The sequence below is a fragment of the Micromonospora echinospora genome, assembly GCF_014203425.1.
Lineage (GTDB): Bacteria > Actinomycetota > Actinomycetes > Mycobacteriales > Micromonosporaceae > Micromonospora > Micromonospora echinospora_A.
The window spans coordinates 5,443,509-5,459,693 of the sequence record NZ_JACHJC010000001.1; the positions used below are offsets into that span (position 1 = coordinate 5,443,509).

The following is a 16,185-nucleotide window of genomic DNA, read 5'->3' on the forward strand; positions in this document are numbered from 1 at the left end:
CACCTCGTTCGCGCCGCGGGCGGCCCGGGACACGCAACGGCGCTCCGGCCCTGCTCACCACCCGTCCTGAAACCGATGGTGGCAGCCGCCGGAGCGCCGTATGAGGGATTCTCGGATTTGCCGGTCAGCCCCGCTCGCGCTGGTCCGCCGGGTCGTTCACCAGGCTGGCCGGTGACACCGGCTCCGGCGCGGGCAGGCCCTGCGGGGTGTTGCCGCCGGTGGCCTGCGCCTCCGCCACGCGTACCTCGTCGTGGATCTCCTGGGCCGCGATGGCCGCGGCATGGGCGGCCTCGGCGGCCTCCCGCTCGACCTCGCTGGCGCTCTTGGCAGCCTCCGGCGACGGCTGGTCGCCGACCATGTTGGCCAGCCCGCCCAGCGCGCCGCCCATGCCCTCCAGGGCCCTGGTCAGCTCGGTCGGGACGATCCAGACCTTGTTGGCCGTGCCGTTGGCGATCTGCGGCAGCGCCTGGAGGTACTGGTAGGCCAGCACCTTCTGGCTCGGGTTGGCGGTGTGGATCGCGTCGAAGACGGTACGGATCGCCTTCGCCTGGCCCTCCGCCTGGAGGATCCGGGCCTGCCGGTCACCGTCGGCGCGCAGCACCGCGGCCTGCTTCTCACCCTCGGCGGTGAGGATCTGCGACTGCTTGTGCCCCTCGGCGTTGAGGATCGCGGCGCGGCGGTCCCGCTCGGCGCGCATCTGCTTCTCCATGGAGTCGCGGATGCTCGGCGGCGGCTCGATCGCCTTGATCTCGACCCGGGTCACCTTGATGCCCCAGCGGCCGGTGGTCTCGTCCAGCACGCCGGACAGGTGCCGGTTGATCTCCTCGCGGCTGGTCAGCGCGCGCTCCAGGTCCAGCGAGCCGATCACGTTACGCAGCGTGGTGACAGTGAGCTGCTCGATCGCCTGGAGGAAGTTGGAGATCTCGTAGGTGGCGCGAACCGAGTCGACCACCTTGAAGTAGAGCACCGTGTCGATCGAGACGACCAGGTTGTCGGAGGTGATCACCGGCTGGGGCGGGAAGCTGACCACCTGCTCGCGCATGTCGACCTTGGTGCGCACCGCGTCCACGAACGGCACCAGCAGGTTCAGGCCGGGGTTGAGCGTGCGCTTGTACTTACCGAGCCGCTCCACCACGTCCTGCCGCTGCTGCGGCACGATCCGCACCGCCTTGAACAGCGTCACCACACCGATCAACGCCACCGCGATCATCAGGATCGCCAGAAACTCCATACCGTTCACCTTTTCGCTTCGGGCAGCTCGCCCGGGGGAGAAATGTCGTCCTGCCACACCAGGGCGGTAGCGCCCCGGACCTTGATTACCTGCACCCGCTCACCCTCGGCGTACGCGCGCGTCGCGTCGTACGAGCGGGCCGTCCACAGCTCACCATCAATCTTGATCATGCCGCGCTCGGAGTCGACCGGCTCCAGGACCACAGCGGTGGCCCCTTCGAGCGCCTCGACCCCGAACGGCTGCTCCCCGGTCTCGATCGCCGGCCGCGCGTGCCGCCGGACCACCGGACGGACCACCGCCACCGACAACGCCGACACCACGGCGAAGATCACCGCCTGCAGCGCCACCGGCGCACCGAGCGCCGCGGCGCCGGCAGCGGCGAACGCTCCGACCCCGAACATGATCAGGAAGAGCGTCGTCGTGAAGATCTCGGCGACCGCCAATACCACACCTAGAACGATCCAGAACACGGCGTCCACGAGAACAATCCTGACACGTCAACGCACGTGTCATCGAACTGTCATGATCGCTAGGCTCGGCTCGGCGTACCGCGCCGCCCGCCGACGAGGAGGACGACATGGCCCTGCTGCCCGAAACCGCGCGTCAGGTGGACCTGCTGGTCGCCCGGGCCCAGGCCGAGGGGCGGGGCCCGTCGCTCGCTCTCGGCGTGGTCCGCGACGGCCACCTGGCGCACCTGGCCGTCGCCGGTGAGACGCCCCGCCCCGACGGCGACCTCCAGTACCGGATCGGCTCGATCACCAAGACCATGACCGCGGTGCTGGTGATGCAGCAGCGCGACGCCGGCCGGCTGGCGTTGGACGATCCGCTGGACGCGCACCTCCCCGGCACCCCGGTCGACTCGGTGACCGTGCGCCAGCTCCTCGGCCACGTCAGCGGCCTGCAACGCGAGCCGGACGGCCAGTGGTGGGAGCGGACCGGGGGCACGGACCTGCCGACGCTGCTCGCCGGGCTGACGCCGGACAAGATCGCCCACCCGCCGCACTTCGTCTACCACTACTCGAACCTCGCGTACGGGCTGCTCGGCGGCGTGCTGGAACGGATCACCGGCACGCCCTGGGTGGAGCTGCTGATCGAACGGCTGCTGGCGCCGCTGGGCATGCGCCGCACCACGTACCACCCCACCGAGCCGTACGCCCTCGGCTACGTCGTACACCCCTGGCACGAGACGCTGCGGGAGGAGCCGCTCACCGACAGCGGGGCGATGGCGCCGGCCGGGCAGCTCTGGTCGACGGTCGAGGACCTGGGCCGCTGGGCGTCGTTCCTGGCCGACCCGGACCCGGCGCTGCTCTCCCCCGCCACGCTCGCCGAGATGTGCGCCCCCATCGTCATCAACGACCTGGACTCGTGGAGCGGCGGCCACGGACTCGGCATCGAGCTCTACCGGGTCGGCGACCGGGTGTACGTGGGGCACGGCGGCTCGATGCCCGGGCACGTCGCCGGCCTGGCCGTCCACCGGCCCACCCGCACCGCCGTGGTGAACTTCGCCAACTCGTACGGCCTGCGCGGCCACCACATCGGCGCGCTCGGCCGGGAGGCGCTCACGCTGGTGCTGGACGCCGAACCGGCCGCGCCCGCCCCCTGGCGTCCGGCCGACCCGCCCGCCGCCGACGTGGCCGCGCTGACCGGCCGCTGGTGGTGGATGGGCGGCGAGTACGAGTTCCGCGTCGACGCCGCCGGTGAGCTGGTCGGCGGCCAGGTGGGCAGGCCGCAGCTGCGCTTCACCCCCGAGGGCCCGGACCGGTGGCGGGGCCGCTCCGGCTCCCAGGACGGCGAGATCCTCACCGTGATCCGCGACGGTTCCGGCACCCCGGTAGCCCTGGACATAGCCACCTTCGTCCTGACCCGAACCCCCGACGAAATCCCCTGACCCCCGCCCTCGCCCTCGCCCTTCGCCCTCACCCCGCCCTCGCCCCGCCGATCTTGCACTTGTGGCCCTCATTTCGCCCCGCTATGCCCGATCCGCGGGGACCACAACTCCATGATCGGCGCACACCCGCACCGCTCACCCCCGTGATCAAGGAGTTTGCGTCGCTGTTGATCTCCAATACACCCACAAACTCCTTGATCACCCTGGCGGGAGGCGCGAGGGACGGGACCCGGAAGGAAGCCCGGGCGGGGACGGGGGATCCGGGGGCGGGCGGAGCTGGCGCACGGCGGGGCCGGGGGCGACCGTGACCGGCGCAGGGATCAAGCCTGACCGCCCGGAGCCGGTCACGGTCGCCCCCGGCCCCCAACCGCAACCACTACAGAGGCCCAACCACTAACGAGGCTCGGTGACGAAGTCGATCAACCGCTCCATGGCGTTGATCAGCGGCGTCTCCACGTCCGCGAAACTGTCCACACGGGACAGGATGCGCCGCCACATGTCGGCCGGCTCGGCCACCCCGAGCGCCGCGCAGACGCCCTCCTTCCAGGGCTGCCCCGGCGGCACCACAGGCCACGCCGCGATGCCCAGCGCCGCCGGGCGTACCGCCTGCCACACGTCGACGTAGGGGTGGCCGGTGACCAGCACGTGCGGCGAGGTGACCCGGCCCACGATCCGGCTCTCCTTCGAGCCGGGCACCAGGTGGTCGACGAGCACCCCGAGGCGGCGGCCGGGGCCGGGCGCGAACGCGCGTACCTCGTCGGCGAGCGCGTCGATGCCGTCCAGCGGCTCCACCACCACGCCCTCGATGCGCAGGTCGTCGCCCCAGATCCGCTCGACCAGCGCGGCGTCGTGCACGCCCTCGACCCAGATCCGGCTGGCCTTGGCGACCTGCGCCCGTACGCCGTCCACAGCGATCGACCCGGACGCGGTACGGCGGCGCGCGGCGGGCACCGGGGCACGGGCCGGCCGCCGTAGCGTGACCGGCCGGCCGTCGAGCAGGAACGCGGCGGGCAGCAGCGGGAAGTTGCGCCGCCGCCCGTGCCGGTCCTCCAGCACCACCGCGCCGGCGTCGAAGCCGACCACCGCGCCGCAGAACCCGGAGTCGGCGTCCTCGACCACCAGGTCGGGCTCGGCGTCGACCTCGGGGGTCACCTTCCGTCGCCGCCAGTCGCCGGCCAGCACGTCGCCGTCGTATCGCCCCGCCATGCCCGAGACGCTAACCACGACCTCGGCGTGTCGCTCGCCGACGCGCCGACCGGGCCGTCATCCGTCGGCACGAAACGGTGCGAAGGGGTTAGTTGGGGGCAGGTCGCGCCACCGGAGCGGCAGCCGAGACAGCAGCGGCGCGGAGCACGTACCCTTTCGGCATGTCCTCCCCCGCAGCGGGCGCGGCCACACTGGCTCCGCGCCGGTCGAGCCGGTTCGTCGCCTGGGTGCGTGCCTGGCGAGCCGGCCTCGTGCCGTTCGACGAGGTGGCCGACGCGGTCGCCGGCGACGAGGAGCACCTGGTCGCCGACGCACCCGGCACCTGGACCGACGTGTCCCTGCGGGAGGCGCTGCCCAGCCTGGCCAAGCACTCCCCGGACGACATCCGCCTGGTGCTGCCCGCGCCCGGCGACCCGCGCGGCCTGCCCGGCCCGGGCGCGTTCGCCGGGGCGGCGCTGGTGGCCGGCGAGGCGGTGGTGGCCAGCGGGATGGGGCTGGTGCCGGAGGTCCGCACGCACACCTCCGGCTCGGGGATGACCTGGGAGACAGTGCTCTGGCGGGTCCACCCGCTGCCGGCGGACGCGCCGAAGGCGTCCCTGTCCACGCCCGGCGCGGCGGAGGCCGAGGCGGAACTCTCCGCTGTGCTCGCCGAGACGACCGCCACGCTGACCCGGCTGGACGTCGCACAGTGGCGGCCCGAGCTGGCCGGCGCGCTCGCCGCGCTGCGCCGCCCGGACGGCGCCACCGACCTGCCGCCGGGCTTCGACCCGCGGGCCCGCCGGCTGTTCGCCCGCGCCGCGGTCCTGGACCGGGTGCTCGCCCTGGCCGGGGAGAGCGCACCGGGCAGCGCGGTGAACACCTACGAGGCGCAGCAACGGGACGCGGCGCTGCGGCCGCTCACCACCGCCTGCCGGCAGGCCCTGGTGGCCGCCTGCAACGCGCCGCTGCGGCTGTAGAAGCCCGGTTCAGATCTCGTCGATCAGGTCGGCCACAGAGTCGACGATCCGCGACGGACGGTACGGGTACCGCTCGGCCTCGGCCCGGCTGCTGATGCCGGTGAGCACCAGGATCGTCTCCAGGCCGGCCTCCAGCCCGCACAGGATGTCGGTGTCCATCCGGTCGCCGATCATCGCGGTCGACTCGGAGTGCGCGTCGATGGTGTTCAGCGCCGAGCGCATCATCATCGGGTTGGGCTTGCCGACGAAGTACGGGTCGACACCTGTCGCCTTGGAGATCATCGCGGCCACCGAGCCGGCCGCCGGCAACGCGCCCTCCATCGACGGGCCGGTGGCGTCCGGGTTGGTGCAGATGAACCGGGCGCCGTCGTTGATCAGCCGGATCGCCTTGGTTATCGCCTCGAAGCTGTAGGTGCGCGTCTCCCCCAGCACCACGTAGTCCGGGGCGAAGTCGCTGAGCACGTACCCCACCGCGTGCAGCGCCGTGGTCAGCCCGGCCTCACCGATGACGTACGCGGTTCCGCCCGGCCGTTGGTCGGCCAGGAACTGGGCGGTGGCCAGCGCCGAGGACCAGATCGCCTCCTCCGGCACGTCCAGCCCCATCCGGCCGAGCCGGGCCCGCAGGTCACGCGGGGTGTAGATGGAGTTGTTGGTCAGCACCAGGAACGGCTTGCCGGAGGTGCGCAGCTTCTTGACGAACTCCGGTGCGCCCGGCACCGGCTGCCCCTCGTGCACCAGCACGCCGTCCATGTCGGTGAGCCAGCTCTGCACCGGCTTGCGGTCAAGCATCGTGTCGTCCCCAGGGGTGTCGTCGGGTCGGGCTCAGGGCCGGCGGGCCGGGGGTACGCAGCACAACGCCGGGCAGGTGTCCCAGGCGGGCAGCTCGCCGAGACGGCGGCGCAGCCGCTCGCCGTCCGGGGCGGTGCGCTCCAGCACCAGCTCGCGGACCATCGACACGAACCGCGGGTCGACGCCCGGCGTGCCGGCCCGCACGAAGTCCAGGCCGAGCTGCTTGGCCGTCTCCAGCGCCTCGGTGTCCAGGTCCCACACCACCTCCAGGTGGTCGGAGACGAAGCCGATCGGGCTGACCACCACGCTCGTCACGCCCTGCTCGGGCAGGGTGGCCAGGTGGTCGTTGACGTCCGGCTCCAGCCACGGCACCTGCGGCGGGCCGGACCGGCTCTGCCAGACCAGGTCGTACGCCAGGCCCGGCGCGGCCGCGGCGTGCACCAGCCGGGCGACCTCCTCCAGCTGGGCGGTGTACCGGCCGCCGTGCGGGCCGGCGGAGGCCGCCGCCGACATCGGGACCGAGTGCGCGGTGAAGACCAGCCGGGTGCTGTCCCGCTTCGCGGGGTCGAGCTGGGCGAGCGCGGCGCGGACCGCGTCGGCGTGCGGCTCGATGAAGCCGGGGTGGTCCCAGAACTGGCGCAGCTTCTCGATCAGCGGGGCGTCCGGGCCGACCGCGGCGCGGGCCGAGGCGATGTCCTCCTGGTACTGCCGGCAGGAGGAGTAGCCGCCGTACGCGCTGGTGACGAACGCCAGCGCCCGGGTGATCCCGTCGTCGCGCATCCGCGCCACAGTGTCGGCGAGCATCGGGTCCCAGTTGCGGTTGCCCCAGTAGACAGGCAGGTCGACGCCGTTGGCGGCGAAGTCCTCGCGGATCGCCGCGAGCAGGTCGCGGCACTGCTGGTTGATCGGCGACACCCCGCCGAAGTGCAGGTAGTGCTCGGCGACCTCGGCCAGCCGCTCCGGCGGCACCCCCCGCCCCCGGGTCACGTTCTGCAGGAACGGGAGAACGTCCTCGGGCCGCTCCGGGCCGCCGAAGGAGACCAGCACCAACGCGTCGTACGCCATGAGGACCATTGTTCCTCGCCCGCCGTGACGGCGTGGCGACGCCCCCTGGTCGACGCGGTGACCACCTGGGCATGGGGTGTTAAGAAGGGCCCCTTCCTATGCACGAGGCGTTAAGAAGGGGCCCTTCCTTACAGCTCAGGCGCCGATGGCGTGGTAGCCGCCGTCGACGTGGACGATCTCGCCGGTGGTGGCCGGGAACCAGTCCGACAGCAGCGCCAGGCAGGCCCGGGCGGCCGGCTCCTGGTCGGTGAGGCTCCAGCCCAGCGGGGCCCGCTCGGTCCAGGCGTCCTCGAACTGGTCGAAGCCGGGGATGGACTTGGCGGCGATGGTGCGCAGCGGGCCGGCGGCGACCAGGTTGCTGCGGATGCCCTGCTTGCCCAGGTGCAGCGCCAGGTAGCGGGAGGCGGACTCCAGCCCGGCCTTGGCCACGCCCATCCAGTCGTAGACCGGCCAGGCCTTGGTGGCGTCGAAGGTGAGGCCCACCACGGCGCCGCCGGAGGACATCAGCGGCAGCGCGGCCATGGCCAGGGACTTGTACGAGTAGGTGGAGACCTGGAGCGCGGTGGCCACGTCCGCCCACGGGGCGTCGAGGAAGCCGCCGCCGAGGCAGCTCTGCGGGGCGAACCCGATCGAGTGCACCACCCCGTCGAGGCCGTCGACGTGCTCGCGTACCTTGTCGGCCAGCCCGGCCAGGTGCTCCTCGTTGGCGACGTCCAGCTCGATCACCGGCGCCGGTTCGGGCAGCCGCTTGGCGATCCGCTCCACCAGGGAGAGCCGGCCGTAGCCGGTGAGCACGACCTGTGCGCCATTCTCCTGGGCGAGTTTCGCCACCGAGAAGGCGATCGAGGCGTCGGTGATGACGCCGGTGACCAGCAGCCGCTTACCGGCGAGAAGTCCGGACATTGCGTGTCTCCTCCGTGCTCTGCTCAGTGACCCATGCCCAGGCCGCCGTCGACCGGGATGACAGCGCCGGTGACGTAGGCGGCCGCGTCCGAGGCGAGCCAGGTGACGACGCCCGCGACCTCGTCCGGGGTGGCCATCCGGCCGACCGGGATCGCCTTGCGCAGCTCCGCCTTGCGTTCCTCGGGCAGCCCGGCGGTCATGTCGGTGTCGATGAAGCCCGGCGCCACCACGTTCGCGGTGACGTTGCGGCTGCCCAGCTCGCGGGTGATCGAGCGGGCCACGCCGATCAGGCCGGCCTTGCTGGCCGCGTAGTTGACCTGGCCCGCGCCGCCGAAGAGGCCGACCACCGAGGAGATGAAGATCATCCGGCCCCACCGGGCCCGGAGCATCTTCGTCGAGGCCCGCTTGGCGACCCGGAACGAGCCGCTCAGGTTGGTGTCGAGCACGCGGGTGAACTGCTCCTCGGACATCCGCATGAGCAGCGTGTCGTCGGTGATGCCGGCGTTGGCGACGAGCACCTCCACCGGGCCCAGCTCGGCCTCGATCGCGGTGAACGCGGCGTCGACCGACTCGGCGTCGGTCACGTCGCACCGCACCCCGAACAGGCCCTCCGGGGGCTCGCCGCTCCGGTACGTGACGGCCACCCGGTCGCCCTGCTTGACGAAGGCCTGCGCGATGGCCAGGCCGATCCCCCGGTTGCCGCCGGTCACCAGCACCGTACGGGCCACGGATCCCCCTTTTGCTCCAGTGATCTCTCGGTCCGGTCGGAGCCTAGGGGTTACCGGTAGGTAAGCGCTAACCCGAGCAGGTCACAGGGCCGCTCCAGCCGGGGTCGGCGGCCACGCGCGACACCCGCACACCCCGGTGTACGATCACCGGGTCTGCGGGCCGGTCTGCGCCCGCATTCCCGGGCCCCACCGACCGCTGGAGGTGATCGCTGTGCGAGATAGCGATCCTCCCAGTCGTGGCCGGGCCCACCGTCAGCCCCGCTGAGCCACGGCTCGGTCGACGCGGCTGACCCGCTTCCCGCCTTCGCACCGCATCCGCTCTCCGGCGCCCACGCCGGGGGTGGCCCTGCCGCGCGGCGGAGCACCCGGTCACGACTTCGTGCGCGTACGCCCCGACCCCCACGGCCCCTCGCCGGGCCGACTGTCGCCACGGAGCACACCCATGAGCCGTTACGTCGCCCCCCTGGGTTTCACCCTCGCCGCCGTCTGGGTGGCCGTCCTGTTCGTGCTGGCCGGCGCCGGTCACTGACCACCGCCGGCCGGGCCCGGCTCAGACCAGCCGGGACGTCCAGAGCAGACTCAGCCCGCCCGCGCACAGCGCCAGCAGCAGGGCGATTCCCGCGTACCACTGGGTGATCTCGCGCGGCTCCGTCCGGTAGCCGATCGAGCTGCCCATGTCCTGGTAGACCTGCTTCAGCTCGCTGGCCGACGCGGCCTCGTAGAAGAAGCCCTGGGTGGTCTCCGCGAGCTGGGACAGCGCGGTGCGGTCCACCGGCACCCGCTGGAGCTGCCCGCCGATGTCGACCTGCCCCGAGTCGGTGCCGAACGCGATGGTGGACACCGGCACGTTCGCCGCCTGCGCCGCCGCGGCGGCCTCCTCCACCGACCGGCCGGAGGTCCGGTAGCCGTCGGACAGCAGCACGATGCGGGCCGGCGGGATGCCCGCCGCGCCGTCGGCCGGCACCGACCGGATCGCCTCCAGGCAGGTGAAGACCGCCTCGCCGGTGGCGGTCGCCTCGGCCAGCACCAGCCCGTCGATGGCGGTGCTCACCGCCGCCCGGTCCTTGGTCGGCGGCACGAGCACGTTCGCCGACTTCGCGAACGAGACGAGCCCCAGGTTGTAGCTCTCCGGCAGCTCGCCGACGAACTGCTTGGCCGCCTCCTGCGCCGCCTCCAGGCGGTTCGGCGACACGTCGTCGGCCTGCATCGACAGCGACACGTCGATGGCGAGCATGACGGTGGCCCGCTCCAGTGGCTCGCGGGTGTCGATCGCCGGGCGGGCCAGCCCGGTCGCCAGCACCAGCAGGCAGAGCAGGAACGCGGTGGCCGCCACGTGCCGCCGCCAGCCCAGTCCCTTGGGCGCGACGGTACGCAGCAGGTCGACGTTTGTGAACCGCAGCGCGTACTGCCGGCGGTGCAGCTGCCGCCAGACGTACGCGGCAGCGAGGGCGAGCACCGGCAGCACGGCCAGCAGCCACCACGGTTGCAGAAAACGGATCATCGAGTCGTCCCTCTGGTGCGGGCGTGCCGCTGCGCGGCGACGAAACGCACCATGTCCAGCAGCCAGTCTCGGTCGGTACGCAGGCGCAGGTGGGCCGCGCCCGCGGCGCGCAGCTCGGCGGCGATCGCCCCGCGCTGGGCGGCCGCCGCCTCGGCGTACCGCCGGCGCAGGCCCGGGTCGGCGGTCTGCACCTCGTGCAGCTCGCCGGTCTCCGGGTCGACCACCGGCAGCACCCCCACGTCGGGCAGTTCCAACTCCCGCGGGTCGACCACCTCCACGGCCAGCACGTCGTGGCGGACCCGCAGCTTACGCAGCGGCCGGCCCCACTGCGGCGGCGGCGCGAGGAAGTCGGAGATGACCACCGCCACGCCACGCCGCCGGGGCGGCCGGTTGAGCATGTCGACGAGCGCGCCGAGGTCGCTGCGACCCGGCCGGATCTCGGCGCCGGCCACCGCCCGCAGCAGTCCCTGGGCCTCCTTGCGGCCGGAGCGGGCGGGCAGCCGCAGCAGCGTCCCCGGCCCGCCGGCCCCGCCGGTGCCGACGACAGCGCCGATCCGGTTGCCGCCCCGCACGGTGAGGTGGGCCAGCGCGGCGACGGCGGCGATCGCCACGTCCCGCTTGAGCCACCGCCCGGTGCCGAAGTCCAGGCTGGCCGACATGTCGACCGCCAGCCAGGTCTCCAGCTCGCGGTCGGCCACCGTACGCCGCACGTGCGGCATCGTGGTGCGGGCCGTGACCGGCCAGTCCATCCGGCGCACGTCGTCGCCGGGGCGGTACTCCCGGGACTCCCCCGCCTCGCTGCCCGGTCCGGGCAGCAGCCCGGCGTAGTCGCCCTGGAGCAGCCCGTCCAGCTTGCGGGTGACCATGAGCTGGAGACGGGCCAGCACGGCCCCGGAGCGGTCGCCGGTGGCGAGCCGGGTGGGCGGGGTCACGGCCGCTGCCCGGGCCATCCGTTGTGCGGCACGGCCGGTGGCGGTGTGGCCTGCTGGCGGGGCGCGACGGCGGGCAGCGGGATGGTCGACATCACCCGGTGCACGATGTGGTCGGCCGGTACGTCGTCGGCGAGCGCGTCGTAGCTGAGCACCAGCCGGTGCCGCAGGATGTCCGGCGCGATGTCCTGCACGTCCTGCGGCAGCGCGTAGTCGCGTCCGCGCAGCAGCGCCAGCGCGCGGGTGGCCCGGACCAGGCCGAGCGAGGCGCGCGGGCTGGCGCCGTACTGGATGAGCTGGGCGACGTCGGGCATGCCGTGCTCGGCGGGCGTCCGGGTGGCGAGCACCAGCCGGACCGCGTAGTCGACGAGCGCGTTGTGCACGAAGACCTGGTCGGCCTTGTGCTGCAGCGCGATCAGCTCGGGAGTGTCGAACACCCGGACCGGCTCCGGCGGGGCGACGCCCATCCGGTAGACGATCTCGCGTTCCTCGGCGTCGGTCGGGTAGCCCACGACGATCTTCATGAGGAAGCGGTCCCGCTGCGCCTCCGGCAGCGGATAGACGCCCTCCTGCTCGATCGGGTTCTGGGTGGCCATCACCAGGAACGGGTCCGGCACCCGGTGACTCTCGCCACCGATGGAGACCTGCCGCTCGCTCATCACCTCCAGCAGCGCCGACTGCACCTTCGCCGGCGCGCGGTTGATCTCGTCGGCGAGCAGGAAGTTGACGAAGACCGGGCCCAGCTCGACGTCGAACTTCTCGCTGGACTGCCGGTAGATCCGGGTGCCCATGATGTCGGCGGGCACCAGGTCCGGGGTGAACTGGACCCGGGCGAACGACCCGCCGACGACCCGGGCCAGGGTCTCCACGGCGAGCGTCTTGGCCACCCCGGGTACGCCCTCCAGCAGGCAGTGACCCCGGGCCAGCAGCGCGACGAACATCCGCTCGACCATCCGGTCCTGGCCGACGATCACCCGCTTGATCTCGAACAGCGCCCGCTCCAACAGCGTGGCGTCCTGGGCCGGGGTGGTGGCCGCCGAGGGCGGGCCGTCCGGCGGCGCCTCGGTCGGGTTCGGCACGTCGGGTGTGGTCGGCTGGGCCACCGGTCCTCCACAGCAGGGTCGTCGTCGCGGCGTGGTGCGTATCAAGACTGTCATGCCTCGCTGAGAGCCGAGGGTGGGAGAGGCACGATTTTCGCCGCGCCGTCCGGCCACGCCGTACCGCCGCACGGAAAACGCTGAACACGGGTGGACAACAAGGGGTCCGCCGTGTGTACGATTCACCCCGTCGCCGGGCGGCTCCCCCCGTGGCCGCCCGGCGCTAAACTCCCGGCGTGCGACGCCTAGACTCGCCCCGGTGACGACTCCCGACGCCCCGGACGACGCGCTGATCTGCTCGGCGCGGGGCTGTCGCGCGCCCGCCGAGTTTCAGCTCCGCTGGCACAATCCCCGCCTGCACGCGCCCGACCGGCGCAAGACCTGGCTCGCCTGCGCGGCGCACCGGAGCACCCTCGGCGAGTTCCTCGACGCACGCGGCTTCCTCCGCGAGGTGGTCCCGCTGCCGGGATCGCCTACGCTCGGGGCGTGAGCGAGCAGACGAACCGAGTCCGTACCGCCGTCGAACACGGCTGGTCCTCCCGGTGAGCGATGACGGCCACACCGGGTCCCCGTCCGCCTCGCGCAGCGCGCTGGAGCCCTGGCCGGACACGGTCAACTGGCAGCCGATCTCCCGCGACCTGATCTGGGTGGAGCTGATCCGGCTCGGCATCGGGCTGGCGGTGGCGCTCGTGGTGCTCGGCGTGGCCTGGGCGCTGTCCGGGCACTGGCTGCTCGGCGCCGCCGTCGGCGTGGCCCTGCTGATCGGCGTCTGGCGGGCGATCACCATCGTGCGCGCGGTCCGCGCCTGGGGGTACGCCGAGCGCGACGACGACCTGCTGGTGCGGCACGGCCTGCTGGTACGGCGGCTCTCCATCGTGCCGTACTCCCGGATGCAGTTCGTCGACGTGAGCGCCGGTCCGCTGGAGCGTGCCTTCGACCTCGCCACCGTGCAGTTGCACACGGCGGCCGCCGCCAGCGACGCCCGCGTGCCGGGGCTGCGTCCGGCCGAGGCGTCCCGGCTGCGCGACCGGCTCACCGCGCTGGGCGAGGACCGGGCGGAGGGCCTGTGAGCGAGCCGAACGACTCCGGCGCGCCGCGGCCCCACGACGACCGGCCCGAACCGGCGACCGGCCCACCGCCGGCAGGTCCGCCGACGGGCTACGGCCCACCGACCGGGTACGGCCCACCGACCGGGTACGGGCCGCCGACGGGCTACGGCCCACCGACGGGGTACGGGCCGCCGACTGCCTACGGGCCGCCGGCCGGCTCGGAGGCGGCGCCCGGCCAGTGGCCGCAAGCCGGTCCCGACGCCACGCCCGGGCCGTGGCCCGCGCCCGCTCCGCCGTACCCGGGACCCTGGGGTCCGGCGGCCGTGCCCTCGGCGGACGGCGAGGAACCGCGGCAGCGGCTGCACCCGCTGAGCCCCGCGCTGCACGGCGCGAAGTCACTCGTCGTCGTGATCGCCGGTCTCTCCTGGTCGACGCTGTCGCGCGTCGGGTTCGGCTGGTTCGCCCTGCTGGTCACGGTCTTCGTGCTCGGGGCCACCGTGCTGTCCGTGGTGAGCTGGTGGAACACCGGTTACCACCTGGTGGGCCGTGAGCTGCGCGTGTACGAGGGCCTGCTGTGGCGGCGCACGCGCGCCATCCCGCTGGAACGGTTGCAGGCGGTGGAGGTGGTGCGGCCGCTGCTGGCCCAGCTCACCGGCCTGGCCGAGCTGCGCCTCGAGGTGGTCGGCGGAGGCAAGACCGAGGCGCCGCTGGCCTACCTCAGCGTGGCCGAGGCCACCGCGCTGCGGCAGCGGCTGCTCGCGGTCGCCGGCCGGGGCCCGGCACCCGCCGTGGCCGAGCCCGGCACGCCGGCCGCTGCCGGTGTCCCGGCCGAGCCAGCGCCGGCCGGACGCCGGCTGCACGTCGTACGCAACCAGGACCTGCTGGTCAGCCAACTGCTCACGCCGCAGGCGTTCCTGCTGCCGGTCGGCGTGGTGTTCGTGGGCGCCCAGTTCCTCTCCGAGGGCTCGTGGTCGTTCGTCGCGGTGGCGAGCACGCTCACCGCGATGGCCGGCGTGGTGCTGCAACCGATCCGCCGGGTGCTCGACGACTGGAGTTTCCGGCTTGACCGGGAAGACGGCACGCTGCGCGTGCACAACGGGCTGCTGGAGACGCGGGTGCAGACCGTGCCGCTGCACCGGGTGCAGACCGTGCGGGCGACCTGGCCGCTGCTCTGGCGGATGAAGGGCTGGCTGCGGCTGCGGCTGGAGGTGGCCGGTTACTCGGCCGGTGAGCCGGACGACCGTAACCGCCCGGACCGGCTGCTGCCGGTCGGCGACGCCGGCACCGGCGTGATGGTCGTGGCGGAGGTGCTGCCCGGCGTACGCCTGGACGCGCTGCCCGGCACGCCGCCCCCGTCCCGGGCCCGCTGGCTGCGCCCGCTGAGCCGCAAGGTGGTCGGCGCCGGCCTCGACGAGCGGGTCTTCGTGGCCCGGTCCGGGCTGGTGACGCGCCAGGTGACGCTTGTGCCGTACGCCCGGATCCAGAGCGTGCGCGTAACCCAGGGCCCGGCGCAGCGGCTGCTCCGGCTGGCCACCGTGCACGCGGACACCGCCGGTGGAGCCGGCGCGGCCGCCGTCGACCGGGACGTGGCCGACGCCTGGGAGCTGGCCGCGGAGCTGACCGAGCGGTCGCGAGCCGCCCGCGGAGCCGACCACCGACGCTGATCCGGCCGCTCAACGGGCGCGCCGGGCACCGGCTGGGCCGGGAGCGTCGCGACTCGCGCGACCGGCAAGAGGCCCAGCCGGCGGGCTGGCTAGCGTCGTTCGGCCGGCACCGCGTCCCGGTCGTCGGCGTCCCGCTCCGGGGTGTCGGGGTCGGCCACGGTGGCGCCGCCGGTGACGGGCTGCGGCACGTCGGCCGCGACGGCGGGCTCCCCGGTCCGCCGGGCCTGCCGCGCCGCCCACCAGCGCTCGGCCAGGCCGACCACCAGGAACGTCAGGCCCACGTACGCCCAGCCGACCAGCACGTCGATCAGGTAGTGCTCACCGCTGTACATCAGCGTGAACGTCATGGCCAGCGGATACGCCAGCATCAGCGGCCACCAGCGCTTGCGCACCGACCGCATGAAGAACAGCACCACGAACAGCGCGAACGCGGTGTGCAGCGACGGCATGGCGGCCACCGGGTTGGAGGCGATCTGCCCGGCGTTGAGCAGGTTGCCCGCGCCGTGCATGCCGATCTCCTTCCAGCCCCGGGTGGAGATCCGCGCGACCTCGGTGAGCAGGCCGTTCTGCGCCGCCCACCACGGCGGCGCGGCCGGGTAGGCGAAGTAGGTGACCAGCCCGGCCGCGCACAGGAAGCCCCAGCGGGACATGTACGCCATCCAGCGCCGCCGGTTGCGCATCCACAGCACCGCGGCGGCGGCGAACGTCGCCACGAAGTGCGAGAAGTAGATCCAGCTCACCAGCACGTCCCACCAGCGCACCTCGGCCGGGTCGTACAGGCGCTCCTGGAGCCAGATCGTCGGCACCTCACCGCCGGTGAGCCACCCGGTGAGGAACCGGTCGGCGACGATCAGCTCCATCGCGTGCGGGGTGGCGCCGTTGTCGGCGAAGCCCCGGGACAGGTTGTACGCGGCGAGCAGCAGCACCACCGGGATCCAGTCCCGGGCGAAGCGCAGATGACTGCGCCACGGGCGGGCCGAGTTCCAGGCGACGGTGCCGGCCCAGATCCACAGGAACGCGTACGCCGGATCGGTGGGCAGGCCGATGGCGAGCCAGGCGGCGACGAACGCGACGCCCCAGATGGTCATCGCGATCACACGGCGGCGCCCGCCGTCGGGCGACTCGGTGGTCGCGTCGGGGGCGGGGGTCGGAGATTGTGTCTGCTCGGCCATCGCGGAC

General features: G+C 73.4%; 16 protein-coding genes. 5 read left to right on the forward strand and 11 right to left on the reverse strand.

From position 1 onward, the window contains the following. Positions 1–124 precede the first annotated feature (124 nt). Together FHU28_RS24265 and FHU28_RS24270 are read right to left on the reverse strand one after the other, a co-directional pair. Complete coding sequence (locus FHU28_RS24265; RefSeq protein WP_184686732.1) at positions 125–1,231, reverse strand: SPFH domain-containing protein; 1,107 nt, start codon at positions 1,229–1,231, stop codon at positions 125–127. A gap of 5 nt (positions 1,232–1,236) precedes the next feature. Beyond that, on the reverse strand, positions 1,237–1,710 hold the full coding sequence (locus FHU28_RS24270; RefSeq protein ID WP_184686733.1) for an NfeD family protein: 474 nt from the start codon (positions 1,708–1,710) through the stop codon (positions 1,237–1,239). 98 nt (positions 1,711–1,808) lie between these two features. On the opposite strand from FHU28_RS24270, the gene FHU28_RS24275 reads away from it, so the two are divergent. Then, positions 1,809–3,119, forward strand: coding sequence for a serine hydrolase domain-containing protein (locus FHU28_RS24275; protein ID WP_184686734.1), 1,311 nt, complete (start codon positions 1,809–1,811; stop codon positions 3,117–3,119). Positions 3,120–3,512: 393 nt separating this feature from the next. Here FHU28_RS24275 and FHU28_RS24280 read toward each other — a convergent pair whose 3' ends face one another. After that, positions 3,513–4,325, reverse strand: a complete 813-nt coding sequence (locus FHU28_RS24280; protein WP_184686735.1) for a DUF3097 domain-containing protein — start codon at positions 4,323–4,325, stop codon at positions 3,513–3,515. A 161-nt stretch (positions 4,326–4,486) separates the two neighbouring features. Here FHU28_RS24280 and FHU28_RS24285 point away from each other — a divergent pair, with 161 nt between their 5' ends. After that, positions 4,487–5,281: a hypothetical protein gene (locus FHU28_RS24285; protein ID WP_184686736.1), complete on the forward strand. Its 795-nt coding sequence runs from the start codon at positions 4,487–4,489 to the stop codon at positions 5,279–5,281. A gap of 9 nt (positions 5,282–5,290) precedes the next feature. Here FHU28_RS24285 and FHU28_RS24290 read toward each other — a convergent pair whose 3' ends face one another. The 7 genes from FHU28_RS24290 to FHU28_RS24320 form a co-directional block, all read right to left on the reverse strand. Then, positions 5,291–6,070, reverse strand: coding sequence for an HAD-IIA family hydrolase (locus FHU28_RS24290; RefSeq protein WP_184686737.1), 780 nt, complete (start codon positions 6,068–6,070; stop codon positions 5,291–5,293). A 33-nt stretch (positions 6,071–6,103) separates the two neighbouring features. Further along, positions 6,104–7,135: a ferrochelatase gene (locus FHU28_RS24295; RefSeq protein WP_184686738.1), complete on the reverse strand. Its 1,032-nt coding sequence runs from the start codon at positions 7,133–7,135 to the stop codon at positions 6,104–6,106. Between the two features lie 135 nt (positions 7,136–7,270). Beyond that, positions 7,271–8,038 carry an enoyl-ACP reductase FabI gene (gene fabI, locus FHU28_RS24300; RefSeq protein ID WP_184686739.1) on the reverse strand — a complete coding sequence of 256 codons (768 nt, stop codon included), beginning with the start codon at positions 8,036–8,038 and terminating at the stop codon, positions 7,271–7,273. Positions 8,039–8,061: 23 nt separating this feature from the next. Further along, entirely contained in the window at positions 8,062–8,766 is a 705-nt protein-coding gene (fabG, locus tag FHU28_RS24305; RefSeq protein ID WP_184686740.1) for a beta-ketoacyl-ACP reductase, read from the reverse strand. A gap of 550 nt (positions 8,767–9,316) precedes the next feature. Continuing rightward, complete coding sequence (locus tag FHU28_RS24310; RefSeq protein ID WP_184686741.1) at positions 9,317–10,267, reverse strand: VWA domain-containing protein; 951 nt, start codon at positions 10,265–10,267, stop codon at positions 9,317–9,319. Continuing rightward, entirely contained in the window at positions 10,264–11,217 is a 954-nt protein-coding gene (locus FHU28_RS24315) for a DUF58 domain-containing protein (RefSeq protein ID WP_184686742.1), read from the reverse strand. The genes FHU28_RS24310 and FHU28_RS24315 overlap by 4 nt, the downstream gene beginning before the upstream one ends. After that, entirely contained in the window at positions 11,196–12,299 is a 1,104-nt protein-coding gene (locus tag FHU28_RS24320; RefSeq protein ID WP_184686743.1) for an AAA family ATPase, read from the reverse strand. Before FHU28_RS24320 ends, FHU28_RS24315 begins: the two co-directional genes overlap by 22 nt. 253 nt (positions 12,300–12,552) lie before the next feature. Between FHU28_RS24320 and FHU28_RS24325 the strand changes: the two genes are divergently transcribed. The 3 genes from FHU28_RS24325 (at position 12,553) to FHU28_RS24335 (ending at position 15,006) form a co-directional block, all read left to right on the forward strand. After that, positions 12,553–12,783 (forward strand): hypothetical protein, encoded by a 231-nt coding sequence (locus FHU28_RS24325; RefSeq protein WP_184686744.1) that lies wholly within the window; start codon positions 12,553–12,555, stop codon positions 12,781–12,783. A 52-nt stretch (positions 12,784–12,835) separates the two neighbouring features. Next, the gene (locus tag FHU28_RS24330; RefSeq protein ID WP_184686745.1) at positions 12,836–13,363 is read left to right on the forward strand and encodes a PH domain-containing protein; all 528 of its coding nucleotides are present in this window, start codon (positions 12,836–12,838) and stop codon (positions 13,361–13,363) included. Between the two features lie 302 nt (positions 13,364–13,665). Beyond that, entirely contained in the window at positions 13,666–15,006 is a 1,341-nt protein-coding gene (locus FHU28_RS24335; protein ID WP_184686746.1) for a PH domain-containing protein, read from the forward strand. An 89-nt stretch (positions 15,007–15,095) separates the two neighbouring features. On the opposite strand, the gene FHU28_RS24340 is transcribed toward FHU28_RS24335, so the two are convergent. Continuing rightward, positions 15,096–16,178, reverse strand: a complete 1,083-nt coding sequence (locus tag FHU28_RS24340; protein ID WP_184686747.1) for a phosphatase PAP2 family protein — start codon at positions 16,176–16,178, stop codon at positions 15,096–15,098. Between the last annotated feature and the right edge of the window lie 7 nt (positions 16,179–16,185).